The following is a 25689-nucleotide window of genomic DNA, read 5'->3' on the forward strand; positions in this document are numbered from 1 at the left end:
TTCTGTCGTACGTACGTATCGGTGCCCGACCGTAGCAGCCGCCGCTGCCCGCCGCCGGGGCGCCGCCCCCGCCGCTCCGGCCCCGTAGGCTGTTCGCGTGCTCTTGCTCGCCATGGATACCGCCACACCCGCCGTCACCGTCGCCCTGCACGACGGCGACTCCGTCGTCGCCGAGTCGAGCCAGGTCGACGCGCGCCGCCACGGGGAGTTGCTGCTGCCCGCCGTCGACCGCGTCCTGAAGGAGGCCGGGTCGGCCCTCGACGCCGTGACCGGGCTCGTGGTCGGGGTCGGCCCCGGCCCGTACACCGGACTGCGCGTCGGCCTCGTCACCGCCGCCACCTTCGCCTCCGCGCTCGGCGTGCCCGTGCACGGCCTGTGTACCCTCGACGGGCTCGCCCACGCCTCCGGCATCCAGGAGCCCTTCGCCGTCGCCACCGACGCGCGGCGCAAGGAGGTCTACTGGGCGCGCTACGACGACTTCCGTACGCGCGTGACGGACGCGTCCGTCGACCGGCCCGCGGACATCGCCGAGGAGCTCGCCGGGCTGCCGGTGGTCGGCGCGGGCGCCGCGCTCTACCCGGAGGCGTTCCCGGACGCCCGGAAGCCCGAGCACCAGTCGGCCGCCGCGCTCGCCGCCCTCGCGGCCGAGAAGCTGGCCGCGGGCGCCGAGGGCTTCCTCGACCCGCTGCCGATGTACCTGCGCCGCCCCGACGCCCAGGTGCCGAAGAACTACAAGGTGGTCACTCCGAAGTGACGACCGTGCTCCGTGAGATGCGCTGGTGGGACCTGGTTCCCGTGCTCGCGCTCGAAGCCGAGCTCTTCCCCGAGGACGCCTGGTCGGAGGGGATGTTCTGGTCGGAGCTCGCGCACGCCCGCGGGCCGCGCGCGACCCGGCACTACGTCGTGGCCGAGGACGGGGCCGGCCGGCTCGTCGGCTACGCGGGACTGGCCGCCGCCGGCGGCCTCGGCGACGTGCAGACCATCGCCGTCGCCCGCGACCAGTGGGGCACCGGTCTCGGTGCCCGGCTCCTCACCGACCTCCTGCAGGCGGCGACCTCCTTCGAGTGCGAAGAGGTGCTGCTCGAAGTGCGCGTGGACAACACCCGGGCCCAGAAGCTCTACGAGCGCTTCGGCTTCGAGCCGATCGGCTTCCGCCGCGGCTACTACCAGCCCGGCAACGTGGACGCGCTCGTGATGCGACACACCGTTCAAGGAACAGAGACTGATTCAGATGGCTGCTGACGAACCGCTCGTACTCGGCATCGAGACCTCCTGCGACGAGACCGGCGTCGGCATCGTCCACGGGACCACCCTGCTCGCCGACGCCATCGCCTCCAGCGTCGACACCCACGCCCGCTTCGGCGGCGTCGTGCCCGAGATCGCCTCCCGCGCCCACCTGGAGGCCATGGTCCCGACCATCGAGCGCGCCCTGAAGCAGGCCGGGGTCTCCGCCAAGGACCTCGACGGCATCGCCGTCACCGCCGGGCCCGGCCTCGCGGGCGCGCTGCTCGTCGGGGTGTCGGCGGCCAAGGCGTACGCGTACGCCCTCGGCAAGCCGCTCTACGGCGTCAACCACCTCGCCTCGCACATCTGCGTCGACCAGCTGGAGCACGGCCGGCTGCCCGAGCCGACGATGGCGCTGCTGGTCTCCGGCGGCCACTCCTCGCTGCTGCTCTCCAGCGACATCACCGCCGACGTGCGGCCCATGGGCGCGACCATCGACGACGCCGCCGGCGAGGCCTTCGACAAGATCGCCCGCGTGCTCGACCTGGGCTTCCCGGGCGGCCCGGTGATCGACCGGCTGGCCAAGGAGGGCGACCCGGCCGCCATCGCGTTCCCGCGCGGTCTGACCGGCGCCAAGGACCCCGCCTACGACTTCTCCTTCTCCGGTCTGAAGACCGCCGTGGCCCGCTGGATCGAGGCCAAGCGGAACGCGGGCGAGGAGGTGCCGGTCCGGGACGTCGCCGCGTCCTTCCAGGAGGCCGTCGTCGACGTGCTCACACGCAAGGCCGTACGCGCCTGCAAGGACGAGGGCGTGGACCACCTGATGATCGGCGGCGGCGTGGCCGCCAACTCGCGCCTGCGCGCCCTCGCCGAGGAGCGCTGCGAGCGGGCCGGCATCCGGCTGCGGGTGCCGCGGCCGGGCCTGTGCACCGACAACGGCGCCATGGTCGCCGCCCTCGGCGCCGAGATGGTCGCGCGCGGGCGGGCCGCGTCCGACCTGGAGCTGTCGGCGGACTCCTCGCTGCCGGTGACCGAGTCGCACGTGCCCGGGGCGGCGCACGCCCACGACCACGTGCACGAGGTCAGCAAGGAGAACCTCTACCCGTGACGGCCGTGACCACGGTGACCCTGATGTGGGAGGCGCGCGCGGCCGAGGGCCGCGGCGCCGAACTCCTCGCCTGGGCGCGGGCGCGGGAGCTGCCGGTCGAGCCGCTGCGCCGCGAGACCTTCCGGGCGCCGGGGGACCGGGTCCTGGTCCTCACCTGGTGGGAGACGCCGGACGGACTCGACGCCGAGCTGCCGGAGCTGCCGGAGCCCGACCCGGCCCTGATCTCCCGTCCGGTGCACCGCTGGCGCTTCGAATCGGTCGGATAGTCGTACCGGAAGCAACCTTTCGTTCCCCTCGGGCATCCCACAGCGCGTGAAGAAGACCCTCGCGCTGTGGGCGGCGCTGACCGCCGTGGCTCTGTTCGCGACCGGCTGCACGACCGCCGACGCCGACGCGCCGGCCGCCTCGACGTCCGGCTCCGTGACCCCCTCGGCCGGGACCGGGACCGGGGCCCCCGGCGTTCCGGCGACCCGGGACCCGCGCCCCGCCGCCTACGCGAAGTGGGGCCTGAAGCCCTTGGCGCCCCCGCCGGCCCCGCCCGCGAAGAAGCCCGTCACGCGCGCGGCCGGCCAACCCGTCCCGGTCGTCAGCGACATCGCGACGGACGAGAAGATCGTCTTCATCACCATCGACGACGGCGCGGAGAAGGACCCGGAGTTCCTCGCGATGATGCGGGACCTCAAGGTGCCGGTGACGATGTTCCTCACCGACTCCGCGATCCGCGCCGACTACCGGTACTTCGACCCGCTGGTCGCCCAGGGCCACGGCGTCGCCAACCACACCCTCACCCACCCCAACCTGCGCACCCTCTCGGCGGACGCCCAGCGCCGGGAGATATGCGGCCAGCAGGACCGGCTCACCGCCGAGTACGGGAAGCGGCCGCGGCTCTTCCGCCCGCCGTACGGCAACTGGAACGAGGCCACCCGGGCCGCCGCCGGGCAGTGCGGCCTGGACGCGATCGTGCTGTGGCGCGAGTCCATGCAGATCCAGAACATGCAGTACCAGCGCGGCGACCGGAAGCTGCACCCCGGCGACATCATCCTGGCCCACTTCCGGGGCCCGTCCGAGCTCAAGGGCCGGACGATGACGCAGATGACGGCCAACCTGCTGCGGCACATCCAGGAGCAGGGCTTCACCGTGGCGCGCCTGGAGGACTACCTCTAGGACGCCGCCGGAGGCCGGCTCGGAGAACTCCCGGAAAGCCCCCGGAAAGGCCCCCGGAAAGGCCCGCGGAAGACCCCCGGAAGGACCCCCCGAAGGACCCTCGGAAAAAACCTCGGAGTGGTGTCGATGCGGGGCCCTCCCGATCGACGTATGAGTGGGAAGGCGGGGAACGGCCCCGCCACCGCACCCGAGGAGTCACCGTGCCCCGCTACCTGTCGCTCGTGCGCATCGAGGAGAACACCATCGACATGGCGTCCGCCGACCCCGGCTTCGAGGAGCGCATGGGCGCGCTCTTCGAGGAGATCACCAAGGCCGGCGCCATGGTCGACACGGCCGGGCTCAAGCCCACCGCCGAGAGCACCCGGATCACCTGGCAGGACGGGAAGCTGTCGTACACCGACGGCCCCTTCACCGAGACCAAGGAGGTCGTCGGCGGCTACGCCATGCTGCAGTGCAAGGACATGGCCGAGGCGCTCGAGTGGGGGAAGCGCTTCCTGGAGGTCCACCCGCCGCACTGGACCGTGGGCCTGGAGGTCCGCGAGGTCGAGGAGATGCCGGGCGGCTGAGACCGGGTGCGCTGTCGGTGCGGTGTGCTGTCATGTGAAGCGTGACGGCACACCGCACCGACAGCAGGGACGCGGTCCGGCGCACCCTGGACACGGTCTTCCGGATGGAGTCGGCCCGGATCATCGCCACCGTGGCGCGGATCGTCCGTGACGTGGGGATCGCCGAGGAGATCGCCCAGGACGCGCTCGTCGCCGCCCTGGAGCAATGGCCGGAGTCGGGCGTCCCGGACCGGCCCGGGGCCTGGCTGACGGCCACGGCCAAGCACCGCGCGGTCGACCTGGTGCGGCGCCGCGAGACGTACGCGCGGAAGCTCGCGGAGGCCGGGCGCGAGCTCGTGGAGGAGGCGTACGACCCCGAGCCCTCCGGGCCCGGGGACATCGACGACGACGTGCTGCGGCTGGTCTTCACGGCCTGCCACCCGGTGCTCTCCGCCGAGGCCCGTACGGCGCTGACCCTGCGGCTCGTCGGCGGACTGCGCACGGACGAGATCGCCCGCGCGTTCCTGGTGCCCGAGCCGACGGTCGCGCAGCGGATCGTGCGCGCCAAGCGGACGCTCGCGAAGGCGGGGGTCGCCTTCGAGGTGCCGTACGGGGCGGACCGGGCGGCCCGGCTCGGCTCGGTCCTGGAGGTCATCTACCTGATCTTCAACGAGGGGTACGCGGCAACGGCCGGCGACGACCTGCTCCGCCCCGCCCTGTGCGAGGACGCGCTGCGGCTCGCCCGGCAGCTCGCCGCGCTGATGCCGAAGGAGGGCGAGGTCCACGGACTCGCCGCCCTGCTGGAGATCCAGGCCTCGCGGACGGCGGCCCGGACGGGGCCGGACGGGGAGCCGGTGCTGCTCGCGGACCAGAACCGGCGGCGGTGGAACCGGCTGCTGATCCGGCGCGGCTTCGCGGCCCTGGAGCGGGCCGTCGAGGCGGGCGGCGCGAACGGCCCGTACGCGCTGCAGGCCGCCGTCGCCGCCTGTCACGCGCGGGCGGCCACGTACGAGGAGACGGACTGGCAGACCATCGCCGCGCTCTACGGGCGGCTCGCCGCCGTCGCGCCCTCCCCGGTGGTGGAGCTCAACCGGGCGGTCGCCGTGTCCATGGCCGAGGGCCCGGAGGCGGGCCTGGCCCTGGTCGACGCCCTGGCCGACGCACCGGCCCTGTCCGGCTACCACCTGCTGCCGAGCGTCCGCGGCGACCTGCTGTCCCGCCTGGGCCGCACGACGGAGGCCCGCGCGGAATTCGAACGCGCCGCCGCCCTCACCCGCAACGAGCGGGAGAGGGCCCTGCTGAGGGAGAGGGCGGCGAGAGCGGGGGAGTAGGCGGGGCCGGGCCCGCGGCGGACGGGGCGGTGGGCGGCGCGGCGCGGGGGGCCCGGAGCCCGCGGACGGGGTGCTGCCGGCGCGGGCGGCCGGGTCCTGCGGACGGACGGTGGGCAGCGCGGACGGGTGGGGACTCGGGGGCGGGGCGCTGGGCGGCGCGGGCGGGCCCGGGGCCCGCGGACGGGGTGCCGGCCGGCGCGGGCGGTCGGGGCCTGCGGACGGGCGGTGGGCAGCGCGGACGGGTGGGGGCTCGTGGACTGGGTGCTGGGCGGCGCGGGCGGGCCCGGGGACCGCGGACAGGGTGCTGCCGGCGCGGGCGGTCGGGGCCTGCGGACGGGCGGTGGGCAATGCGGACCGGCGGGGGCTCGCGGACGGGGCGCCGGGCGGCGCGGCCGGCCGGGGCCTGCGGACGGGGTGCTGGGCTGCGCGGGCGGGCCCGGGGCCTGCGGACGGGCGGTGAGTGGGGAGAAGGGCACGCCCTAGGCTTCTCGGCATGTCGAATCTGCCACCGCCCCCGCCGTCGCCCGCCGAGTTCCGGAGCCGGCCCGATCGGGAGGCGCGGCTCGCCGAACGGGCGCTGGTGCTGGACGTGCTCGGGCGCCGGCTGCTCGGGATCGGGCGGCTGACGCTGTTTCTGGTGTGGCTGCTGCTCCTGGAGTTCGGCTGGGGGCTCGTCGGGATCGCTCTGGCCGCCTTCGGCGGCGGCGGAGGGGCCGATCCGCTCACCCTGCTGTTCGGACTGTTCTGCGGGATCGCCGGGATCTGCGCCCTGACCCCGGCCGTCTGGATGACCGTGCGCGGTGTGCTGCGCGACCGGGTCGCCCGCGAGCGGCTCGTGCAGTGGGCCGTGCTCGACTCCGACCCCCCGACCGACGCCCGGCTCCGCGCTCCCGTGCTGAGCGCCTGCTGGCTGCTGCTGTCCTTCGCCCTGTGCGCGACGGGCCTCTGGGCCTCGTTCGCGGTCGCGGCCCACACCACGCGGGACAACGGCGGTTACCCGCTCGTCGTCTACGGCATGGGCGCCGGCCTCGGCCTCTGGATCACCGGCCTGATCGGCCTCGCGAAGGCCGTCGCGCACTACCGCCTGGCGATCCGCCTCACCGGCCGGCCGGGTGTCCGATCAACATCGTCGGGGCTCCCGCGACCCGAGTGAGCAGGACCGTCGCCGCGTGGGGGCCCTTGGGCTTCACCTTGCGGCGGATCTCCTCGGGTTCGACGGCCGAGCCGCGCTTCTTGACCGTGAGGATGCCGACCTCGCGCTCCCGCAGCAGGGCCTTCAGCTTCTTGAGGTTGAAGGGGAGTTCGTCGGTGATCTCGTAGGCGGCGGCGTACGGGGTCGGGGTGAGCGTGTCGGCCGTGACGTACGCGATGGTCTCGTCGATCAGGCCGCCGTCGAGCTCCCGGGCCACGTCGGCGACCAGGTGGGCGCGGATGACCGCGCCGTCCGGCTCGTAGAGGTAGCGGCCGACCGGGCGGACCGGGGGGTCGGGCAGGCCCTGGCCGAGCAGGGACGTGCCGGCGGGCAGGAGGGTCGCGCGGCGGGCGCCGGGTTCGGTGCCGAACCACAGCACGGCCTCCTTCACGTCGCCGCCGTCCGAGATCCACTCCGCCTCGGCCTCCTCCGGCACGGCCTCGTGCGGGACGCCGGGGGCGATCTTGAGGGCGGCGTGCGGGGCCTTGCGGGCCGCTTCCACCGCCCAGGAGAGCGGCGGCGAGTAGGCCTCGGGGTCGAAGACCCGGCCGCGGCCGCCGCGCCGTGCCGGGTCGACGAAGACCGCGTCGTACGGGCTGGTGTCGATCTCCGTCACGTCCGCGCAGCGCACCTCGATCAGGTCCGCGAGCCCGAGCGCGGCCGCGTTCGCCCGGGCCGCCGCCGCGGTGACCGGGTCGCGGTCGACGGCGAGGACCGAGATCCCGGCGCGGGCCAGCGCGACCGCGTCGCCGCCGATGCCGGAGCAGAGGTCCGCCACGCTGCCGACGCCGAGCGCCTTCAGCCGGGCCGCCCGGTAGGCGCCGACGCTCGCCCGGGTGGACTGCTCGACGCCGTTGGGCGTGAAGTACATCCGGTACGCGTCCTCGGCCCCGAACTTGGCGACCGCCCGCTGCCGCAGCCGGGCCTGCCCGAGCGCCGCCGAGACGAGTTCGGCGGGGTGGTCGCGGCGCAGCCGGGAGGCGACCGCCAGCTCCTGGGCGGGGTCGTAGTCGCGCAGCGCGTCGAGGAGGGCCTGCCCCTCGGGTGCGAGCAGGGCGGTGAAGGCGGCGAGATCGGTCACCCGTCCCATTGTGCTGGTCGGGGGAGGTGTGGGCCGCCCGGGGGATGGTGCGGGCCCGCCGGTGGTGTCGGCGCCCCGGAGGGGCGTGGCGCTGACAGGATGCGGCGCCATGCAGCTAGTACGACAAAAAGAACAGAAGGTCGTGTTCCGGTCCGTACGGACGGTCGGGGCCGTCCTGCTGGTCGCCGCGCTCGGCTCCGCCTGCGCCGACCCGGGGGCCGGCGATCAGCCCGAGCCCGCGAAGCCGGCCGCCGGTCAGCAGCGCGCGGAAGGCGCGGCCGCCGCGCTGAACGCGTATGTCGAACGGGTCCGCAAGGCGCGCGCCGCCCGGGTCGCCGCGGCCAGGAAGTGGGGCCTGGCCAAGCCCCCGCTCGACGCGCCCGAGCCGCCCGCGGTGAAGCCGAGGATCACCACCCGCAAGGGCTTCGAGACCGACGGGGAGGGCCTGCCGCCGGTCTTCACCACCGTGCCGACCAAGCAGAAGGTCGTCTTCCTGACGATCGACGACGGGGCGGAGAAGGACCCCGAGCTGCTGCGCATGATGAGCGACCTGAAGATCCCGTACAGCGCGTTCCTCAGCAATTACCTGGTCAAGGACGACTACGGCTACTTCGAGAAGATGCGGGACTCCGGGGTGTCCCTGCACAACCACACCCTGACCCACCCCTATCTGCCCGGCCTCGACTACGACGCCCAGAAGCGGCAGATCTGCGGGATGCAGGACATCATGCAGAAGCAGTTCGGCACACGGCCTCCGCTCTTCCGCCCGCCGTACGGCAACTACAACGAGGACACCCTGCGCGCGGCGAAGTCCTGCGGCGTCAAGGCGGTCCCGCTGTGGGCGTCCGAGGCCTTCGTCGACCACATGGAGTGGCGCGAGTGGGACCGGGACCTGCACCCGGGCGACATCATCCTGACGCACTTCCGGGGCAAGCACGACTGGAAGGGCACGATGCCGGACATGATCCGGAGGGTGCTGAAGACCGTCACGGACAAGGGGTACGCGGTGGCGAAGCTCGAGGACTACGTATGAGCCGGGCGCGCCGGCTGACCGCCGCCCTGGCCCTGACCGGCGCGCTGTTCGCCCTGCCGGCGTGCGCGTCCTCGGTCGACCCGATCGAGCGGCTCGGCCGCAAGGCGGCCGAGAAGGTCTCCCCGCGGCCGCACCGCGACCGGGCGGCCCGCCCGCCGGCGGCCGGACCCTCCGCGCCTTCCGCGCCCCCCGCGTCGGCCACGCCTTCGGACCCGTCCCCGCCCGCGGCCCGGCCCGGGTCCCGGCCCGCGTCCTCGCTCGTACGGAACCACGAGCTCCGCCCGGGCGTTCCCCCGGAGAGCGGTGAGGTGAGCGCGGTCGTTCGCGCCACGGGGTCGTGAATTGGCACTCCGCTTGACCGAGTGCTAATCGCGGTCATAGTCTCGGCTCTGGCACTCCCCACAGGAGAGTGCCAACACAGCGACGGGCAGGTCCGGCACCCGCGACGACGGATCCACCTGGTCGCCACCTCAGACAGTTAACCCCGTGAGATCTCCGAAGGGGGAGGTCGGATCGTGACGACCACCAGCTCCAAGGTTGCCATCAAGCCGCTCGAGGACCGCATCGTGGTCCAGCCGCTCGACGCCGAGCAGACCACCGCCTCTGGCCTGGTCATTCCGGACACCGCGAAGGAGAAGCCCCAGGAGGGCGCCGTCCTCGCCGTGGGTCCGGGCCGCTTCGAGAACGGCGAGCGCCTGCCGCTCGACGTCAAGGTCGGCGATGTCGTGCTCTACAGCAAGTACGGCGGCACCGAGGTGAAGTACAACGGCGAGGAGTTCCTCGTCCTCTCGGCTCGCGACGTGCTCGCGATCATCGAGAAGTAAGTCACCAAGGCACCTGAACCAGATGCTTTGAGCTGCGCCCCTGACCCCCTGGTATCTCCGCGGGCGTTCAGGGGCGCGGTTTTTTCTACGATTTCCGAGAGGGCTGAATCGCTCCCATGGCGAAGATCCTGAAGTTCGACGAGGACGCCCGTCGCGCCCTTGAGCGCGGCGTCAACAAGCTGGCCGACACGGTGAAGGTGACGATCGGCCCCAAGGGTCGCAACGTCGTCATCGACAAGAAGTTCGGCGCCCCCACCATCACCAACGACGGTGTCACGATCGCCCGCGAGGTCGAGATCGAGGACCCGTACGAGAACCTCGGCGCCCAGCTGGTGAAGGAGGTGGCGACCAAGACCAACGACATCGCGGGTGACGGCACCACCACCGCCACCGTGCTCGCCCAGGCCCTGGTCCGCGAGGGTCTGCGCAACGTCGCCGCCGGCGCCTCCCCGGCCGCCCTGAAGAAGGGCATCGACGCCGCCGTCAAGGCCGTCTCCGACGAGCTGCTCGCCACCGCGCGCCCGATCGACGACAAGTCGGACATCGCCGCCGTCGCCGCGCTCTCCGCGCAGGACCAGCAGGTCGGCGAGCTCATCGCCGAGGCGATGGACAAGGTCGGCAAGGACGGTGTCATCACCGTCGAGGAGTCCAACACCTTCGGCCTGGAGCTCGACTTCACCGAGGGCATGGCCTTCGACAAGGGCTACCTGTCCCCGTACATGGTGACCGACCAGGAGCGTATGGAGGCCGTCCTCGACGACCCGTACATCCTGATCAACCAGGGCAAGATCTCCTCCATCCAGGACCTCCTGCCGCTGCTCGAGAAGGTCATCCAGGCCGGTGGCTCCAAGCCGCTGCTGATCATCGCCGAGGACGTCGAGGGCGAGGCCCTCTCCACCCTCGTCGTCAACAAGATCCGTGGCACCTTCAACGCCGTCGCCGTCAAGGCGCCCGGCTTCGGTGACCGCCGCAAGGCGATGCTCCAGGACATGGCCACCCTCACCGGTGCCACCGTCATCTCCGAGGAGGTCGGCCTCAAGCTCGACCAGGCCGGTCTGGACGTGCTGGGCACCGCCCGCCGCGTGACCGTCTCCAAGGACGACACCACGATCGTGGACGGCGCCGGCTCCTCCGAGGACGTCCTCGGCCGCGTCAACCAGATCAAGGCCGAGATCGAGGCCACGGACTCCGACTGGGACCGCGAGAAGCTCCAGGAGCGCCTCGCGAAGCTGGCCGGCGGCGTGTGCGTGATCAAGGTCGGCGCCGCCACCGAGGTGGAGCTGAAGGAGAAGAAGCACCGTCTGGAGGACGCCATCTCCGCGACCCGCGCCGCGGTCGAGGAGGGCATCGTCTCCGGTGGTGGCTCCGCGCTCGTCCACGCCGTCAAGGTCCTCGAGGGCAACCTCGACAAGACCGGCGACGAGGCGACCGGTGTCTCCGTCGTCCGCCGCGCCGCCGTCGAGCCGCTGCGCTGGATCGCCGAGAACGCCGGCCTCGAGGGCTACGTCATCACCGCGAAGGTGGCGGAGCTCGACAAGGGCCAGGGCTTCAACGCCGCGACCGGCGAGTACGGCGACCTGGTCAAGGCCGGCGTCATCGACCCGGTGAAGGTGACGCGCTCCGCTCTGGAGAACGCCGCCTCGATCGCCTCCCTGCTCCTCACCACCGAGACCCTCGTGGTGGAGAAGAAGGAGGAGGAGCCGGCGGACCACGGCCACGGCCACGGTCACGGCCACTCCCACTGACGTCCGAACGTCAAGGCCTGACGCCTGAACGTCACGAGGCCCGGTGCTCCCGTCGCGGGAGCACCGGGCCTCGCCCGTGCCCGCGGGCGCTCAGGCCTCCACGGCCCCCAGCTGCCCCATCAGCCCGAGCAGGTCGTACTGCCACCATCCCTCCACGATCTTCCCGTCGTCCCGGAAGCGGTGGATGACCGCGCCGGTCATGGACACCCTCATGCCGGTGGGCTGCAGGCCCATGAAGTCCCCGGTGTGGGTGCCCTGCCAGCTCCAGCGGGTGCAGACCCGGTCGCCCTCGGCGATCTGGTCCTCCACCGTGAAGGAGAAGTCGAAGCCGCCCCGCCACATCTCGATCTCGCGCCGCATGGCGTCCATGCCGATGGTGTCCTGCTCGTTGGTCGGGTCGTGGTCGTGATAGCCCTCGGCGATCACCTCGTCGAGCAGCGCCAGCTCCGGCTCGTCGGCGAGCATCTCGAAGAAGCGCCGGGCGTTGGCCTTGTACAGCGCCTCGTCCCGCACCACGTCGAGGTCCGTGAAGGTCGGCATCTCGTCGCAGAGCGCCACCATCTCCCGGAAGATCCGATCGGTCTCGGGGAGCTGCGAATTGCGCATGGCCACGTCGTACGAGGGGAATTCGACGATCTCCACGACATGCGAGGCGTCGGAGCGGTCCTTGCCGACCATGCTGTGCGTGGCGGTGCGCCTGCCCTTGGTCTGCTCGACCCACCGGTCCATGAGCCGGTTCAGCCCGTCGACGTCGCTGGTCTTGCAGTCGATGATCTGTACGAAGGTCATGGCGCCTCCCGGAGCCGCTCCCGGACCGCTCGAACCCTTCCATTTTAGGTCCGGGGGGCCGGAGTGCCCTGGCAGCACGGGGCGCATGCCTTCCGGTCGCCCTCGAAGAGGCCGGCCGACTACGCCGAGCGCTGCAGGTCCGAGGCCCGTACCTCCTCCGCGAACGGCTCCCCCCGGCCGTACCGGGCCACCTCCTCCAGGGCCTGGTCGGCCATGCGGTGGAGTTCGTTGCCGAGGGAGCCGGCGACGTGCGGGGTGAGGAGGACGTTGGGGAGGTCGTAGAGCGGGGAGTCCGGCGGGGGGAGTTCGGGGTCCGTGACGTCGAGGATCGCGTGCAGGCGGCCCGAGCGGAGGTGGGGGAGCAGGGCGTCCTCGTCGACGAGGGAGCCGCGGGCGGTGTTGATCAGGGTCGCGCCGTCGGGCATCGCGGCGAGCTGCGCGGCGCCGATCATGCGGTGGGTGGCGGGGAGTTGGGGCGCGTGGACCGAGACGACCGTGCTGCGGGCGCACAGTTCGTCGAGGCCCACCAGCTCGACGCCGGGCGGTGGGGCCGTCACGTACGGGTCGTAGAGGAGGACCCGGAGGTCGAAGGGGCGGAGCAGGTCGAGGACCCGGCGGCCGATGCGGGAGGCGCCGACGATGCCGACGGTCCTGCGGTAGTTGCCCCAGCCGGCGGATTCGGTGAGCCAGGCCTGGTCGGTGCGGAGCGCGGCGTACCGCTGGGCGGAGCGCAGCACCTGCTTCCCGGCGAGGAGGATCGCGGCGAGCGTGTACTCGGCGACGGGCAGCGCGTTGGCGGCCGCCGCCGAGGTGACGCGGATGCCGCGGTCCCAGCAGGCGTCGGTGATGTGGTGCTTGACCGAGCCGGCCGCGTGGACGACGGCCTTGAGGCGCGGGGCGCGACCCAGGACCTCGGCGGTGAGCGGGGTGGCGCCCCAGCAGGTGAGGAGGAGCTCGGCCTCGGCGAGGGCCGCGGCCACCTCGGGGGTGGGCGCCGTCAGGTCGTGGCCGACCAGGTGCGGGTCGGTGCGGGTGAGCCCGGCGAGCCGGGCCCGGTGGTCCTCGGTGAGGAGGCGTTCGGCGACGCCCGGGCCCATCGCGAGGAGGAGGGAGGGGCGGTTGTCGGTGGTCGGGTGCATCGTGGGACCTGTGTTCCTCACTTGACGCTGCCGGCGGTCAGACCCGCCTTCCAGTGGCGCTGGAGGGAGACGAAGGCGACGACCAGGGGGATGACGGCGAGCAGGGATCCGGTGACGACGAGGGGGTAGAAGTCGGGTTCGGCGTGGGCGTTGCTGTTCCACGCGTAGAGGCCGAGGCTCAGCGGGAAGAGCTTCTGGTCGGAGAGCATCACCAGGGGGAGGAAGAAGTTGTTCCAGATCGCGGTGAACTGGAAGAGGAAGACGGTCACGAAACCGGGCATGACCATGCGGAGCCCGATGGACCAGAAGGTCCGCAGCTCACCGGCCCCGTCGATACGGGCGGCCTCCAGGGCCTCGTCGGGTATGTAGCCGGCGCTGAAGACCCGGGCGAGGTAGACGCCGAAGGGGTTGACGAGGACGGGGACGAGCACGGCCCAGTAGGTGTTGACGATGCCCACCTCGCTGGCGAGCAGGTACATGGGCAGCGCGAGGGCCGTGGTGGGGACGAGCACGCCGAGCAGCACGACGCCGAACAGCTTCTCCTTGCCCCGGAAGTCGTACTTGTCGAAGGCGTAGCCGGCGGCGACGCTGATCAGCGAGCAGGCGAGGGCGCCGAGGCCCGCGTAGAGCAGGCTGTTCAGGTACCAGTGGAAGTAGACGCCGTCGTTGTAGGTGGCGAGCCGGGAGAGGTTGCCGCCGAGGTCGAAGCCCTCGAAGGAGAAGGCGTTTCCGGCGAGGAGCCCGCCCGCGTCCTTGGTGGCGGCGGTCAGCAGCCAGACGAGGGGGAAGACCATGTAGACGACGGCGAGGAGGAGGGCGCCGTTGACGGCCGTCGTCGACATCCAGACGGAGCGGGTGCGGGCGGTACGGGGGGTGCTCACGCGGTCTTCCCCTTCCGGCGGCCGGTCAGGCGGGTGACGGCGAAGGAGAGCAGTGCGGCCGTCAGGGCGAGCAGGACGGACGCGGCCGCGGCGAGGCCGTAGTCGTTCCGGTCGAACGCGGCGGTGTAGGCGTACATGTTGGGGGTCCAGGTCGAGGTGACGGCCGAGCCGGTGCCCTTGTTGAGGATGAGCGGCTCGGTGAAGAGCTGGAGCGATCCGATGACGGTGAAGAGGGCGACCATCGCCAGGGACGCCTTGATCAGCGGGAGTTTGATGGCGAGGGCGGTCCGCCAGGCGCCGGCGCCGTCGACGGTGGCGGCCTCCAGGACGGAGCGGTCGATGGCCTGCAGGGCGGCGTAGAAGATCACCATGTTGTAGCCGAGCCACTCCCACAGCGCGATGTTGACGACGGAGGGGAGGGAGCCCTCGGGGGAGAAGAAGTCGAAGCCGACGCCGCCGGTCTCCATGGCCTGGACGACCGGGCTGAGCTGGGGCGTGTAGAGGTAGACCCAGATCAGCGCGGCGATGATGCCGGGGACGGCGTGTGGCAGGAAGAGCGCGAGCTGGAAGAAGCGGCGGGCGCGGGCCAGCGTGGAGTCGAGCAGCAGGGCGAGGCCGAGGGCCCCGGCGAGCAGCAGCGGAATGTAGAGCAGGCAGTATCCGAGCAGCACGCCGAAGCCCTCGCGGAAGGCCCGGTCACCCAGCGCCGCGGTGTAGTTGTCGAGTCCGCTGAAGACGGTCTCGGTGCCGCCGAAGCCGAGTCCCGACTGCTTCTCGGTGAAGAGGCTGAGCCAGACCGCGTAGCCGATCGGCACCACCATCACCGCGGTGAAGAGCAGGAAGAACGGGGTCAGCAGGGTCGCCGCCGCGCGGGTGCGGGCCTTCACCGGGTCAGCCCTCGACCTTCAGGCCGCGCTTGGTGAGTTCGGCGACGGTGGCGTCGTGGCCGGCCTTGATCGCGTCGGTGATGCCGGGGCCGCCCTTGGCGATCCTGCCGAACTGGTCCTTGATGGTGGTGTTGGTGGTGCCGGTGGTGGGGCCCCACGCCCAGTTCTCGTCGATGGAGGCGCCGGCCTCCTCGAAGAGGGCGTAGATGTCCTGGCCGCCGTAGTAGCTCGCGTCGAAGACCGACTTGGCGACCGGGCGCAGCGCGGTGGCGGCGGGGAAGGCACTGGAGGTGCCGGAGGAGATACGGGCCTTCACGCCGGCCTCGGTGGTGGACATCCACTCGGCGAACTCGACGGCCGCGGCCTTCTTGTCGCTGTCCTTGGTCACGGCGAAGGAGGTGCCGCCGAGCATGCCGCTGGCGGGGGTGCCCCAGTTCGGCATGGGGGCGACGGCCCACTTGCCGCTCTGCTCGGGCAGGGTGCCCTTGAGGACGCCCGCGCCCCAGGAGGCGCCGAGGTAGCCGATGGTGGTGCCGTTCTTGAGGGAGCCGGTCCACTCGGGGCTGAAGGAGGCGTTCTTGTGGACGAGGTCGGCGTCGAGGAGGCCCTGCCAGTAGGCGGCGACCTTGGTGGTGGCCGGGTCGGTCGTGTCGATCTTCCAGGTGTCGTTCTCGGCCTTGAACCACTGGGCGCCCGCCTGCCAGGCCATGGCCTCGAAGGTGGTGGGGTCGTCGGGGAAGAAGGTGGCGATGCGGGTCTTGGCGTCGGCCTTCCGCACCTTCTCCGCGGCCGACCTGAACTCGTCCCAGGTCTTGGGGACGGCGACCTGGTACTTCGCGAAGAGGTCCTTGCGGTAGTAGAAGGCCTGCGGGGCGGCGTCGAAGGGCACCGCCCAGGTCTTGCCGCCGAGGGTGGTGAGGTCCACGGCCTGCGGCAGCAGCTTGGCGCGGTCCTGCTCGGTGAACTCGCCGCCGATGTCCTGCAGCGCGCCGGAGGAGACGAACTCGGGGAGCGAGGAGTACTCGATGGAGACCAGGTCGGGGGCGTTGCCCGCCTTCACCGCGTTGGAGATCTTGGCGTAGCCGCCGGCGGTGCCGGAGGGGATCTCCTCGAACTTCACCTGGATGTTCTTGTGGGAGGCGTTGAAGGCCTGGACGACGTCCTTGGAGCCCTTGGCCCAGCCCCAGAAGGTGATGGTGACCGGCTCGTTCGCGGTGCCCTTGCCGGCGTCGGCACCACCACCGCCGCCGCAGGCCGTGAGAACGGCCAGGGCGGTGGCGGTGCCGGCCATGACGCGGGCGGCTCTGCTCCGGGGATTCCAACTACGGCTCACGGCACGGCTCCTGACACGGGGGCGTGGACGGGGATGGCCGTGATCCTGGGGCGCTTCCTGAGCGAAGTCAAGAGCGAAAGATTGATTGATCGAAAAAAGATCAGACCGATCGTGGTGCGGTTGCCTCCGCGCCCGCCCCGCACGAGTCCCGCACGCGCAGCCGCGGGAGCAGGCTCAGATGCCGCCGCGCGGACTCCTCGCCGGCCCCCTCCGTCAGCCGCTCGACCAGGAGTTCCGTACCGTGCCGGCCCACCTGCCGCTTGGGCGGGGCGACCGCCGTGAGCGGGATGTCGGCCAGCGCGGCGACCTCGTCGTCGTACGCGATCAGGGCCAGGTCCTCGGGCACCCGCACGCCCAGCTCGGCGAGCCGCTGCACCATCTGGATCGCGTCCACGTCGTTGTGGACCAGCGCCGCGCTCGCGCGTCCCGAGGTCACCGCCTCGTGCAGGGCCCGGACCGCCCGCTCGAAGCCCTCCGGATCGGTCTCGGCCGGTACGGAGTCGATCACGGCGCGCGGCGCCTTCAGGTCCAGGGCCTCCAGCGCCTCCGCGTACCCGGCCCGCACGGCGAGGGCCGTCGGGCTGTCCCCGCGGGCCACCAGGAGCGGGGTCGCGTGGCCGAGTCCCAGCAGGTGGCGCACGGCGAGCAGCACCCCGTGCGCGTGGTCCGACGACACCCGGTCCAGGCCGTCGATCGGGGTGCCCGGCGCGGCCCGGCGCTCCAGGAGCACGGCCGGCACCGGCAGTTCGGCCAGCCAGTCCCCGTACGCGCGCCGGTCCTCCGGGCCGCGCCAGCCGGGTGCGACCAGCACGCCCTCGGCGCCCGCCGCGAGCAGGCCCTCGGTGCGGGCCCGGTCCTCCTCGGGCCGGTAGTCGGAGATCCGCAGGATGAGTCGGGCGCCGGCCCGGGCCGCGGCCTCGTGGGCGCCCCGGATGACCTCGGCGAAGTAGTACGTGGCGGAGGGCGCGAGCAGGCCGAGCACCAGGCCGCCGCCGGCGGGCCCGGCGCCCGCGCCCGTGGCCGTGCCGCCGGGCCAGGAGACCTGGCCGTGCACCCGGTCGAGCAGGCCCTTCGCGGCCAGCGCCTCGACGTCCCGGCGCGCGGTCACGGGGGAGACCCCGAGCAGTCCGGCCAGGTCGGAGACGCGGGCCGTGCCGCGCTCGCGCACCAGGGCCAGCAGTCGGTCGTGTCGTTCGGCGGCACTCTCGCGCACGGTGCGTTCCCCCTTGCGGTGGTGGTGGTCACCCGACCTTAGACCAGGCTCGGGCGAAATGATCGAACGGAAGGAGTTTCGATCATTCGCTCCGTTCCCTCTTGACGTTCGATCGAACCGTCTCCAGGATTCCGGGCGACGCCGAGGTCCCCAGCGAGTTCCAGGGAGCATCATGCCCACGCCGCCCGAGAACCGTGAGCTCAGCCCGTACACCGGCTGGACCCGGGCGCACTGGGAGGACACCGCCGGGCGTCTCCTGCACGCCGTCCGCCCGCACGCCTCGCCCCGCGGCGGCCTCATCGACCTCCCCGGACCCCGCCCCAGCTGGTCCGGCCCCCGCTCCGACGGCCTGGAGGGCTACGCCCGCACCTTCCTCCTCGCCGCCCTCCTCGGTGACGCCGCCCACCTCGACCGCTACGCCGAAGGACTCGCCGCCGGCACGGAACGGCCCGGGACCGACGGCCCGGAGTCCTGGCCCCTCATGGCCGACACCCGCCAGGCGGTCGTCGAGTCCGCCTCCGTCGCCCTCGCCCTGCGCCTCACCCGCACCCGCCTGTGGGACCGGCTCGACGACCGCGTCCGCCAACGGGCCGTCGACTGGCTGCTCCCGGCCCTCGGCCCGTCCCCCGTCGACAACAACTGGTGGCTCTTCGGCCTCACCGTCGCCGGCTTCCTCCAGGACGCCGGCATCGAGACCGACCGCGCCGCCGCCACCGTCGAGCGCTCCCTCGACCGCGTCGAGCGGTGGTGGCTCGGCGACGGCTGGTACAGCGACGGCGACAACCGCGCCTTCGACCACTACAACGCCTGGGCCCTGCACTTCTACCCCGTGCTGCACGCCCACCTCGCGGGCGACCGCGCCCTCCTCGACCGCTACGGCCCGCGCCTGCGCGCCCAGCTCGACCACCACGTCCACCTCTTCGACGCCAACGGCGCCCCGCTCCCGTACGGGCGCTCCCTGACCTACCGCTTCGCCGCCGCTGCGGCCCCCTGGCTCGGCGCCCTCACCGGCCACACCCCGCTCACCCCCGGCGCCACCCGCCGCCTCGCCTCCGGCGCCCTGCGGTACTTCCTCGACCGCGGCGCCACCGACGCCCGCGGCCGGCTCACCCTCGGCTGGCACGGCCCGTACGAGCCCGTCCTCCAGTCCTACTCCGGCCCCGGCTCCCCCTACTGGGCGTCCAAGGGCTTCCTCGGCCTGCTGCTCCCCGCCGACCATCCCGTGTGGACCGCCACCGAGGAGCCGCTCCCCGCCGAACGCGCCGACGCCGTACGCCCCCTCGGGCCCACCGGACTGCTCGTCCAGAGCACCGCCGCCGACGGACTCGTGCGCCTCCACAACCACGGCAGCAACCACGTCGGGGAGGAGGACGACGCCGGCTACGCCCGCCACGCCTACTCCACCCGTACGGGACCCACCACCGCCCCCGACCCGGCCGACAACCACTTCGCGCTGCTCCGCGCCGACGGCACCGCGACCGCCCGCGGCCCCGCCACCCCGCTGGGCGCCGGGCCCGACCGCGCCGCCTCCCTGCACACCCCGCTGCCCGGCGTCCGGGTCCTCTCCGCGACCCTCGCCCACGGTCGCGCCGAGGTCCGCGCGCATCTCGTGCTCGGCGCCCCGGAAGGGACCCCCGTACGGCAGACCGGCTGGGCCACGCACGCCGACGGGCCCGTCTCCCAGCTGCACCCCCTCCACGGCTACGGCCCCGAGGTCACCGAACTCCCCACCGGAGCGACCCTCCAGGGCCCCGGCCCCACCCGTACCCCCGCCGTGCACGGCACCACCAGCGGCCCCGAGACCCTCTTCGTGGCCCTCGCCTCGCTCACCGCCGAGCCCGAGCCCGCCCCCGCCCCCACCCTCGCGACCGTCCAGCTCACGGGCCCCCGCACGCTGCGCGTGACCTGGCAGAACGGCACCACCGCACGTCTCGCTCTCGAAGCCCCCGCCCCGGAGGACCAGTGACCCGACGCCGTACGTACGCCGCCCTCGCCGCTCTCGCCCTGCCACTCCTGGCGGCCGCCCCCGCCCCCGCCCCCGCCCCCGCCGCCGCCCCGCCCGGCGCCGGCCACTACGTCGACTGCTCGGCCGCCACGAGCCCCGCCGACCCGGGCGACGGCACCGTCCGGCACCCCTGGACCACGCTCGCGGAGGCCAACGCCCACCCCTACGGGCCGGGCGACCGGCTGCTGTTCAAGCGCGGCACCACCTGCACCGGCACGCTCCAGCCGCGGGGCGCGGGCTCCGCCGCGTACCCCTTCACCATCGCCGACTACGGGGACGCCCCGGGCCGCGCCGTGCTCGATGGCGCCGGCGCCCACGACACCGTCCTCCTGGCCGACACCCAGCACGTGCGGCTGACCCGCCTGGAGATCACCAACGCCGCCGCCCCGGGCACCGAGCGCAACGGCGTCCGCCTCCGCCTCGCCGACTACGGCGCCGCCCGGGGCATCACGCTCGACCACCTCGCCATCCACGACGTACGCGGCGGCGACTTCAAGACCCTCACCGGCTCCAGCGCCATCCACGTCGCCGTCGAGGGCAGCACCGTGCCCAGCTGGTACGAGGACCTCGACATCCACCACAACGACATCAGGAACGTGGACCGCGAGGGCGTCTACTTCAAATCGCGCTTCTCCAAGCGCGCGCTCGTCGGCAACCAGCAGGACCCGAACGCCTTCCCCGGCCCCTGGACGCCCAGCCTCGGCGTCCGCGTCCACCACAACACCCTGACCTCGATCGCCGGCGACGGCATCAAGATCGACACCACCAGGGGCGCCCGGATCGACCACAACCGCGTCGACGGCTTCCAGCTGCGCTCCCAGGCCGCCAACGCCGGCATCTGGACCTTCAACACCGACCACACCACGATCGAGTCCAACGAGGTCTCGGGCGGCGGCAACACCAAGGACGGCATGTCCTTCGACGCCGACGGCGCCTCACGGAACACGGTCTTCCAGTACAACCACAGCCACGACAACAAGGGCGGCTTCCTGCTGATCTGCCCGTACAGCGGCGCCATGACCCTCGGCACCGTCGTCCGCTACAACATGAGCGTCGACGACGGCGCCCGGCTGATCCAGAACTGCTGGGGCCCCATCCTCGACACCAGGATCCACAACAACACGTTCGTGAACCGGACGACCGTCCCCGGCTACCTCGTCCAGGACGACGCCGGCAGCCCCGCCACCACCCGCCACGAACTCGCCGTCAGCAACAACATCTTCGTCAACGAGGGCGCGGCCGGCGGCTACCGCTTCAAGAACCCGACCCCCGGGCTCTCCTTCTCCCACAACCTCTTCCACGGCGTCGCGATGACGCGGCCCGATCCGGGAGGCGTCGACGCCGACCCGCTGCTCCGCCCCGACCTGCGGCTCGCCCCCGGCTCCCCGGCCCTGTCCGCCGGGACCCCGATCGAGGACAACGGCGGCAGGGACTGGTTCGGGAACGACGTGTCCGCGACGTCGCCCCCCAACATCGGCGCCTACGAGGGCCCGGGCGTGAACTGACCCGCTCACGGCCCCGTACGGGCCTCCGTGAACCGACCCCGCCGACGGCCCCGTACGGGCCTACTGCGGGCCGTACTTGCGCCCCGCCTTCGACGACACCCCGCCGAGCAGCCCGCGCGGGGCCAGCTTCACCACGCCCATGAGCGCCTTGTAGCGGGGGTCGGGGATGGACAGCGTCCGCCCCCGGGCCAGATCGGCGAGCGCCGCGGCCACCAGCTTGTCCGCGTCCAGCCACATCCAGCCCGGGATGTTGTCCGTCCCCATCCCCGCCCGCTCGTGGAATTCCGTCCGGACGAAGCCGGGGCACAGCGCCATCAGGCGCACCCCGCTGCCCGCCAGGTCCCGGGCCGCGCCCTGGGTGAACTGCACGACCCAGGCCTTCGACGCCCCGTACGTGCCGCGCGGCACGAACGCGGCCACCGAGGCGACGTTCACCACCCCGCCCCGGCCACGCGACCGCATCGACCCGGTCGCCGCCGAGGTCAGCCGCAGCACCGCCTCGCAGTGCACCTTCAGCATCCGCAGCTCGTCGGCCATGGAGACCTCGAGGAAGCGGCCCTTGTTGCCGAACCCGGCGTTGTTCACCAGGAGATCGACCGGGCGCCGGTCGTCGGACAGCCGCGCCTCGACGGCCGCGATGCCCTCCTCCTCGGACAGGTCCGCGGCGAGCACCTCGGCCTCGATCCCGTGCCGGTCGTGCAGCTCGGTGGCCTGCTCCCGCAGCCGCTTCACATCGCGCGCCACGAGCACCACGTCATGTCCGTCCGCGGCGAGCCGCCGCGCGAAGGCGGCGCCGATGCCGGCGGTCGCACCCGTAATCAATGCAGTCGTCATACGCGGCACGTTAGCCCGCGGCGTGTGAACGGCGTGTGTGGGAGAACGCCGCGCCCGAGCGCCCACCCCCGCCCGAGGCGCCCACCCGCGTCCGAGCGCCCACCCGGGCCAGAGGCGCCCACCCGCGCCCGCGCGCCCACCCGGGCCCGCGCGCCGGCGGCCGCCCTTCAGTCCCCCGCCCTATCGCGCGCCGTACTTCTCCGCGTACGTGCGCGCGAGCCCCAGCAGGCCGGACTCCATCCACTCGGCCGCCACCAGCGTCTCCGGCAGGCGCGAGCGGTCGGCGGTCGCGGCGTGGTGCAGCCGGGCGACGGTGATGTCGTGGGCGGGACGGTGCACGATCTCCATCCGGTCCCCGGCCCGGATCTCGCCGGGGACGATCACCCGGAGCAGCGCGCCCGGTCCGGCCGTCGAGTCGTTGAAGCGGCGCACCCAGCCGTCCTCCTCGACGAAGCCCGCGAAGGTGCGGCAGGGGATGCGGCCGCCGGTGACCTCCAGGACCACCTCCTCGCCGATCCGCCAGCGCTCGCCTATGAGGGCGTTGTTGACGTCCAGACCGCGCGTGGTGAGGTTCTCGCCGAAGGAGCCCGGGGTGATCGGGCGGCCGAGCTCGGCCTCCCACGCGTCCAGGTCCTCGCGGGCGAAGGCGTAGACGGCCCGGTCGGGGCCGCCGTGGAAGCGCAGGTCGCACACGGCGTCCCCGGCGACCCCGCTCGCCGCGCCGGGGGCGGGGCCGTCGACCCGTACGGGTCCCGTGACCGGGCGCTTGTCGATGCCCGTCGTCCCCGAGGGGGCGTTCGTGTAGGCGACCGGCCGGGCCTGTCCGACATTCACACTCAAGAGCTCCATGGGCGCACCCTAGGGGACCGTGCGGTGCCGTTCCTCAAAGGTGACCTGTGAAATTCGCCGCCGCACCCAAGGGGCGCTTATGCTCGAAAGATGATCGAGGCCCGCCACCTCCGCGTCCTGCGCGCCGTCGCCGCCACCGGCTCCTTCTCCGCCGCCGCGCGGGAGCTGGGCTGCACCCAGCCCGCGGTGAGCCAGCAGATGAAGGCGCTGGAATCCTCCGCCGGCACCCCGCTGCTCGTCCGCACCGGCCGCGAGATGCGGCTCACCCAGGCCGGCGAGGCCCTGGTCCGGCACGCCTCCGGCATCCTCGCCGGCCTGACGGCGGCCGAGGAGGAGGTGGCCGCCATCGCGGGCCTGCGGGCCGGCCGGGTCCGGCTCGTCTCCTTCCCCAGCGGCAGCTCCACCCTCGTCCCCACCGCGCTCGCCGCGCTGCGCGCCGCCCACCCCGGCACCCGGGTCTCCCTCGTGGAGGCCGAACCGCCGCGCTCGGTGGAGATGCTCCGGGAGGGCGACTGCGACGTGGCCCTGGCCTTCCGCTACGGCGCGGGCCCGGACGCCTGGGACGACCTGGTGGTCCGGCCGCTGCTCGCCGACCGGCTCGTGGGGCTCGTCCCGGAGGGGCACCGGCTCGCCGGTGCCGAGTCCGTCGCGATCGGCGAGCTCGCCGAGGAGTCCTGGATCGCGGGCTGCCCGCGCTGCCGCCGCCAGTTGGTGGACGTCTGCGAGAACGCGGGCTTCACGCCCCGGATCGACTTCGCGACCGACGACTACCCCGCGGTGGTGGGCCTGGTGGGCGCGGGCCTCGGCGTGGCCGTGCTGCCGGAGCTCGCGATCGAGTCCGTTCGGCCGAAGGGAGCCGTCACCGTGACGGTGGAGCCCGCCGTGGAGCGCGAGATCGTGGCGCTGACCCTTCCGGACCTGGCCCAGGTCCCGGCCGTCGCCGCCACTCTCGACGAACTGGCCCGCGCCGCGACGCGCGGCACGGGCGCCACGGCGGCCCCTGCGTAGGGCTGTTGGAGTGATCCGGCGGTACGGCCGTACGGGTGGTCCGCCCACCGGCCGTACGGGTGGATCCGCCGCCCCGTTCGGCCCTGCGTACGGGGCCGTCCGGGTGACCCGTGAGGGGCCGTTCGCGTGACCGGCCCGGGGCCGTCGGTGTGACGGCGTGCGGGCCGTCGGAGTGAGCGCCCCGCGTCCGTCCGGGTGCCGGCCCCACCGCCGTACGGGGGACAAGTGCCCTCCCGGGTCCGGCCGTTCGGTCTCCCGGGGTCGGGCCGACCGGGTGACGGCCGTACGGGACCCCTGCTCCGGCGCCCGTGCGCCCTGAGCCGCCCGTACGGACCGGAGTCACGCGCGGGCGTCACGCGCCGCGCGCCCCCGGGCCGCGCGCGGCGCGGTGACCGGGCCCGATGTGTCCCTCCGTGCGACCCTCCGTCAGTTCACGGAGCAGAAACGTTCCTTCAGGCGTGGGCCACGCCTGCCGAGCTCGCTGTCGACGCCCGCGTCGCGGCCGTCGTGGCCGCGGTCGTGGCCGACGTCGCGACCAGGCGGTTGCGAGCCCGTCCCATGAGCTCCTCGCGTTCGTCCTCGGTGAGGCCGCCCCAGACGCCGTAGGGCTCCCGTACGGCGAGCGCGTGTGCCGCGCACTCCGCGCGTACCGGGCACCGCATGCAGACCTCTTTCGCCGAGTTCTCGCGCGCACTCCGTGCCGCGCCGCGCTCTCCCTCGGGGTGGAAGAACAGGGAGCTGTCGACCCCTCGGCAGGCCGCGAGGAGCTGCCAGTCCCACAGATCGGCGTTGGGTCCGGGAAGGCGGGAGAAATCTGCCATTGCGCTAGTCCCCTTGAAACCGTGTCGAACGGATTGGTGGGCGGGTGGATGGCTGATCGGTTGGGGGCCCTTCGCCCCCCGTGGGACTCGGGTACCCGCTCTCGCGGGTTCGACCCGACCGTACAACTACTGACTGAGTAGATGTAAATATGACTCATTGCGAATCTAGCCACAGACACCGCGAAAAGGGAAGAAAACCCGCTAAATGGGGCATAGCTTCGAAGCGAAGGACGGATGACCTGCGACGCTCTCCTCCGCGTACGGTCGCTCACGTAGAGTGCCGAAGGCGGCCGTCCGACCCGTAACTCTTTCGAGTGACCATCGTTGAGAGTGCGGAGGCGGTTGAAGGAACAAGCGCTCGGGCAGGTGTCCGAGGGCGTCAACCGCACAGGTGACCCGACGTACCAGCCCCTGGAGGCTCAAGGTGACGCGCATCAGCTGCGAGAGCCGCGGAGGTCAGTCATGACATCCGTCCTCGTCTGCGACGACTCCCCGCTTGCCCGAGAGGCTCTTCGCCGTGCGGTCGCGACCGTGCCCGGCGTCGAGCGCGTGACCACCGCGGCCAACGGCGAGGAAGTCCTCCGCCGCTGGGGCGCGGACCGCTCGGACCTGATCCTGATGGACGTGCGCATGCCCGGCCTGGGCGGCGTCGAGACCGTCCGCCGGCTGCTGTCCGCGGACCCCGGCGCCCGCATCATCATGCTCACCGTCGCCGAGGACCTGGACGGCGTCGCCCTCGCGGTCGCCGCCGGCGCCCGGGGCTATCTGCACAAGGACGCCTCGCGCGCCGAGCTGCGGGCCACCGTCACCCAGGCGCTCGCCGACCCGACCTGGCGGCTCGCCCCGCGCCGGCTGCGCTCGGCCGAGATGGGCGCGGCGCCCACCCTCACCGCCCGCGAGATCCAGGTCCTGGAGGGCATGAGCCACGGCCGGTCCAACGCGGAGATCGGGCGCGAGCTCTTCCTCTCCGAGGACACGGTCAAGACCCACGCCCGGCGCCTCTTCAAGAAGCTGGGCGCCTCCGACCGGGCGCACGCCGTGGCGCTCGGATTCCGCTGGGGCCTGGTCCGCTGACCCGCGGCCGCCGGCCGCATCCCCGTCCGCCGCGGGGCGGACGGGGTGGGCTTGTGTCACTTCCCCGCGGAATGCCGCATCCTTGAAGGCGTGGAGTTCCTCGG

The 25689-nt window shown here is 73.0% G+C and carries 26 protein-coding genes; 16 read left to right on the forward strand and 10 right to left on the reverse strand.

From position 1 onward, the window contains the following. Nucleotides 1-97: 97 nt before the first annotated feature. From tsaB to ACIGXE_RS26860, 8 genes are all read left to right on the forward strand, one after another. A complete protein-coding gene (gene tsaB / locus ACIGXE_RS26825; RefSeq protein ID WP_399751429.1) occupies nt 98-754 on the forward strand; it encodes a tRNA (adenosine(37)-N6)-threonylcarbamoyltransferase complex dimerization subunit type 1 TsaB in 657 nt (218 codons plus the stop codon). A gap of 17 nt (nt 755-771) precedes the next feature. After that, complete coding sequence (gene rimI / locus ACIGXE_RS26830; protein WP_399751572.1) at nt 772-1242, forward strand: ribosomal protein S18-alanine N-acetyltransferase; 471 nt, start codon at nt 772-774, stop codon at nt 1240-1242. Beyond that, nucleotides 1232-2332, forward strand: a complete 1101-nt coding sequence (gene tsaD, locus ACIGXE_RS26835; protein ID WP_399751430.1) for a tRNA (adenosine(37)-N6)-threonylcarbamoyltransferase complex transferase subunit TsaD — start codon at nt 1232-1234, stop codon at nt 2330-2332. The genes rimI and tsaD overlap by 11 nt, the downstream gene beginning before the upstream one ends. A 23-nt stretch (nt 2333-2355) precedes the next feature. Further along, nucleotides 2356-2598 carry a hypothetical protein gene (locus ACIGXE_RS26840; RefSeq protein WP_399751573.1) on the forward strand — a complete coding sequence of 81 codons (243 nt, stop codon included), beginning with the start codon at nt 2356-2358 and terminating at the stop codon, nt 2596-2598. Nucleotides 2599-2644: 46 nt separating this feature from the next. Beyond that, nucleotides 2645-3496, forward strand: a complete 852-nt coding sequence (locus tag ACIGXE_RS26845; RefSeq protein WP_399751431.1) for a polysaccharide deacetylase family protein — start codon at nt 2645-2647, stop codon at nt 3494-3496. A gap of 200 nt (nt 3497-3696) precedes the next feature. Then, on the forward strand, nt 3697-4062 hold the full coding sequence (locus tag ACIGXE_RS26850) for a YciI family protein (protein ID WP_399751432.1): 366 nt from the start codon (nt 3697-3699) through the stop codon (nt 4060-4062). A gap of 104 nt (nt 4063-4166) precedes the next feature. Beyond that, nucleotides 4167-5372, forward strand: a complete 1206-nt coding sequence (locus tag ACIGXE_RS26855; RefSeq protein WP_399751574.1) for an RNA polymerase sigma factor — start codon at nt 4167-4169, stop codon at nt 5370-5372. 493 nt (nt 5373-5865) lie between these two features. After that, nucleotides 5866-6525: a hypothetical protein gene (locus ACIGXE_RS26860; protein WP_399751433.1), complete on the forward strand. Its 660-nt coding sequence runs from the start codon at nt 5866-5868 to the stop codon at nt 6523-6525. Here ACIGXE_RS26860 and ACIGXE_RS26865 read toward each other — a convergent pair. Then, nucleotides 6470-7654 (reverse strand): methyltransferase domain-containing protein, encoded by a 1185-nt coding sequence (locus ACIGXE_RS26865; protein ID WP_399751434.1) that lies wholly within the window; start codon nt 7652-7654, stop codon nt 6470-6472. The genes ACIGXE_RS26860 and ACIGXE_RS26865 overlap by 56 nt on opposite strands. 100 nt (nt 7655-7754) lie before the next feature. On the opposite strand from ACIGXE_RS26865, the gene ACIGXE_RS26870 reads away from it, so the two are divergent. From ACIGXE_RS26870 to groL, 4 genes are all read left to right on the forward strand, one after another. Further along, nucleotides 7755-8678, forward strand: a complete 924-nt coding sequence (locus tag ACIGXE_RS26870) for a polysaccharide deacetylase family protein (protein WP_399751435.1) — start codon at nt 7755-7757, stop codon at nt 8676-8678. Then, nucleotides 8675-9019, forward strand: a complete 345-nt coding sequence (locus ACIGXE_RS26875) for a hypothetical protein (protein WP_399751436.1) — start codon at nt 8675-8677, stop codon at nt 9017-9019. The genes ACIGXE_RS26870 and ACIGXE_RS26875 overlap by 4 nt, the downstream gene beginning before the upstream one ends. Before the next feature lie 174 nt (nt 9020-9193). Continuing rightward, on the forward strand, nt 9194-9502 hold the full coding sequence (groES, locus tag ACIGXE_RS26880) for a co-chaperone GroES (RefSeq protein ID WP_057584642.1): 309 nt from the start codon (nt 9194-9196) through the stop codon (nt 9500-9502). 116 nt (nt 9503-9618) lie between these two features. Then, a complete protein-coding gene (groL, locus tag ACIGXE_RS26885; protein WP_399751437.1) occupies nt 9619-11247 on the forward strand; it encodes a chaperonin GroEL in 1629 nt (542 codons plus the stop codon). A 90-nt stretch (nt 11248-11337) separates the two neighbouring features. Here groL and ACIGXE_RS26890 read toward each other — a convergent pair whose 3' ends face one another. The 6 genes from ACIGXE_RS26890 to ACIGXE_RS26915 form a co-directional block, all read right to left on the reverse strand. After that, on the reverse strand, nt 11338-12036 hold the full coding sequence (locus tag ACIGXE_RS26890) for an ester cyclase (protein WP_399751438.1): 699 nt from the start codon (nt 12034-12036) through the stop codon (nt 11338-11340). A 119-nt stretch (nt 12037-12155) separates the two neighbouring features. Further along, nucleotides 12156-13175 carry a hydroxyacid dehydrogenase gene (locus ACIGXE_RS26895; RefSeq protein ID WP_399751439.1) on the reverse strand — a complete coding sequence of 340 codons (1020 nt, stop codon included), beginning with the start codon at nt 13173-13175 and terminating at the stop codon, nt 12156-12158. 17 nt (nt 13176-13192) lie between these two features. Then, nucleotides 13193-14017, reverse strand: a complete 825-nt coding sequence (locus ACIGXE_RS26900) for a carbohydrate ABC transporter permease (RefSeq protein ID WP_399751575.1) — start codon at nt 14015-14017, stop codon at nt 13193-13195. A 35-nt stretch (nt 14018-14052) separates the two neighbouring features. Next, entirely contained in the window at nt 14053-14943 is an 891-nt protein-coding gene (locus ACIGXE_RS26905; protein WP_399751440.1) for a carbohydrate ABC transporter permease, read from the reverse strand. A gap of 4 nt (nt 14944-14947) precedes the next feature. Next, nucleotides 14948-16276, reverse strand: a complete 1329-nt coding sequence (locus ACIGXE_RS26910) for an ABC transporter substrate-binding protein (RefSeq protein ID WP_399751441.1) — start codon at nt 16274-16276, stop codon at nt 14948-14950. Nucleotides 16277-16376: 100 nt separating this feature from the next. Next, on the reverse strand, nt 16377-17489 hold the full coding sequence (locus tag ACIGXE_RS26915; RefSeq protein ID WP_399751442.1) for a substrate-binding domain-containing protein: 1113 nt from the start codon (nt 17487-17489) through the stop codon (nt 16377-16379). Between the two features lie 172 nt (nt 17490-17661). On the opposite strand from ACIGXE_RS26915, the gene ACIGXE_RS26920 reads away from it, so the two are divergent. Both ACIGXE_RS26920 and ACIGXE_RS26925 read left to right on the forward strand, forming a co-directional pair. Then, on the forward strand, nt 17662-19455 hold the full coding sequence (locus ACIGXE_RS26920) for a DUF2264 domain-containing protein (RefSeq protein WP_399751443.1): 1794 nt from the start codon (nt 17662-17664) through the stop codon (nt 19453-19455). Continuing rightward, nucleotides 19452-20999: a right-handed parallel beta-helix repeat-containing protein gene (locus tag ACIGXE_RS26925; protein ID WP_399751444.1), complete on the forward strand. Its 1548-nt coding sequence runs from the start codon at nt 19452-19454 to the stop codon at nt 20997-20999. Before ACIGXE_RS26920 ends, ACIGXE_RS26925 begins: the two co-directional genes overlap by 4 nt. Nucleotides 21000-21059: 60 nt before the next feature. On the opposite strand, the gene ACIGXE_RS26930 is transcribed toward ACIGXE_RS26925, so the two are convergent. After that, nucleotides 21060-21833 carry an SDR family NAD(P)-dependent oxidoreductase gene (locus tag ACIGXE_RS26930; RefSeq protein ID WP_399751445.1) on the reverse strand — a complete coding sequence of 258 codons (774 nt, stop codon included), beginning with the start codon at nt 21831-21833 and terminating at the stop codon, nt 21060-21062. A gap of 180 nt (nt 21834-22013) precedes the next feature. Then, the gene (locus tag ACIGXE_RS26935; RefSeq protein WP_399751446.1) at nt 22014-22682 is read right to left on the reverse strand and encodes an MOSC domain-containing protein; all 669 of its coding nucleotides are present in this window, start codon (nt 22680-22682) and stop codon (nt 22014-22016) included. A gap of 90 nt (nt 22683-22772) precedes the next feature. Here ACIGXE_RS26935 and ACIGXE_RS26940 point away from each other — a divergent pair, with 90 nt between their 5' ends. Beyond that, on the forward strand, nt 22773-23690 hold the full coding sequence (locus tag ACIGXE_RS26940) for a LysR family transcriptional regulator (RefSeq protein ID WP_399751447.1): 918 nt from the start codon (nt 22773-22775) through the stop codon (nt 23688-23690). 452 nt (nt 23691-24142) lie between these two features. Here ACIGXE_RS26940 and ACIGXE_RS26945 read toward each other — a convergent pair whose 3' ends face one another. Then, nucleotides 24143-24511, reverse strand: a complete 369-nt coding sequence (locus tag ACIGXE_RS26945; protein ID WP_399751448.1) for a WhiB family transcriptional regulator — start codon at nt 24509-24511, stop codon at nt 24143-24145. Between the two features lie 462 nt (nt 24512-24973). Here ACIGXE_RS26945 and ACIGXE_RS26950 point away from each other — a divergent pair, with 462 nt between their 5' ends. Further along, the gene (locus ACIGXE_RS26950) at nt 24974-25585 is read left to right on the forward strand and encodes a response regulator transcription factor (RefSeq protein WP_003948568.1); all 612 of its coding nucleotides are present in this window, start codon (nt 24974-24976) and stop codon (nt 25583-25585) included. Nucleotides 25586-25689: the final 104 nt, after the last annotated feature.

The organism is Streptomyces sp. NPDC053431 (assembly GCF_044544925.1).
GTDB lineage: Bacteria > Actinomycetota > Actinomycetes > Streptomycetales > Streptomycetaceae > Streptomyces.

What these genes read in the sequence shown, in the direction of transcription:
- rimI (WP_399751572.1), top strand. Translation starts at nt 772, where the DNA reads ATGCGCTGGTGGGACCTGGTTCCCGTGCTCGCGCTCGAAGCCGAGCTC.
- ACIGXE_RS26900 (WP_399751575.1), bottom strand. Translation starts at nt 14,017, where the DNA reads ATGTCGACGACGGCCGTCAACGGCGCCCTCCTCCTCGCCGTCGTCTAC.
- ACIGXE_RS26920 (WP_399751443.1), top strand. Translation starts at nt 17,662, where the DNA reads ATGCCCACGCCGCCCGAGAACCGTGAGCTCAGCCCGTACACCGGCTGG.
- ACIGXE_RS26945 (WP_399751448.1), bottom strand. Translation starts at nt 24,511, where the DNA reads ATGGCAGATTTCTCCCGCCTTCCCGGACCCAACGCCGATCTGTGGGAC.
- ACIGXE_RS26950 (WP_003948568.1), top strand. Translation starts at nt 24,974, where the DNA reads ATGACATCCGTCCTCGTCTGCGACGACTCCCCGCTTGCCCGAGAGGCT.
- ACIGXE_RS26860 (WP_399751433.1), top strand. Translation starts at nt 5,866, where the DNA reads ATGTCGAATCTGCCACCGCCCCCGCCGTCGCCCGCCGAGTTCCGGAGC.
- ACIGXE_RS26940 (WP_399751447.1), top strand. Translation starts at nt 22,773, where the DNA reads ATGATCGAGGCCCGCCACCTCCGCGTCCTGCGCGCCGTCGCCGCCACC.
- ACIGXE_RS26870 (WP_399751435.1), top strand. Translation starts at nt 7,755, where the DNA reads ATGCAGCTAGTACGACAAAAAGAACAGAAGGTCGTGTTCCGGTCCGTA.
- tsaD (WP_399751430.1), top strand. Translation starts at nt 1,232, where the DNA reads ATGGCTGCTGACGAACCGCTCGTACTCGGCATCGAGACCTCCTGCGAC.
- ACIGXE_RS26930 (WP_399751445.1), bottom strand. Translation starts at nt 21,833, where the DNA reads ATGACGACTGCATTGATTACGGGTGCGACCGCCGGCATCGGCGCCGCC.
- ACIGXE_RS26855 (WP_399751574.1), top strand. Translation starts at nt 4,167, where the DNA reads ATGGAGTCGGCCCGGATCATCGCCACCGTGGCGCGGATCGTCCGTGAC.
- ACIGXE_RS26865 (WP_399751434.1), bottom strand. Translation starts at nt 7,654, where the DNA reads ATGGGACGGGTGACCGATCTCGCCGCCTTCACCGCCCTGCTCGCACCC.
- ACIGXE_RS26935 (WP_399751446.1), bottom strand. Translation starts at nt 22,682, where the DNA reads ATGGAGCTCTTGAGTGTGAATGTCGGACAGGCCCGGCCGGTCGCCTAC.
- ACIGXE_RS26895 (WP_399751439.1), bottom strand. Translation starts at nt 13,175, where the DNA reads ATGCACCCGACCACCGACAACCGCCCCTCCCTCCTCCTCGCGATGGGC.
- groL (WP_399751437.1), top strand. Translation starts at nt 9,619, where the DNA reads ATGGCGAAGATCCTGAAGTTCGACGAGGACGCCCGTCGCGCCCTTGAG.
- ACIGXE_RS26875 (WP_399751436.1), top strand. Translation starts at nt 8,675, where the DNA reads ATGAGCCGGGCGCGCCGGCTGACCGCCGCCCTGGCCCTGACCGGCGCG.
- ACIGXE_RS26890 (WP_399751438.1), bottom strand. Translation starts at nt 12,036, where the DNA reads ATGACCTTCGTACAGATCATCGACTGCAAGACCAGCGACGTCGACGGG.
- ACIGXE_RS26840 (WP_399751573.1), top strand. Translation starts at nt 2,356, where the DNA reads ATGTGGGAGGCGCGCGCGGCCGAGGGCCGCGGCGCCGAACTCCTCGCC.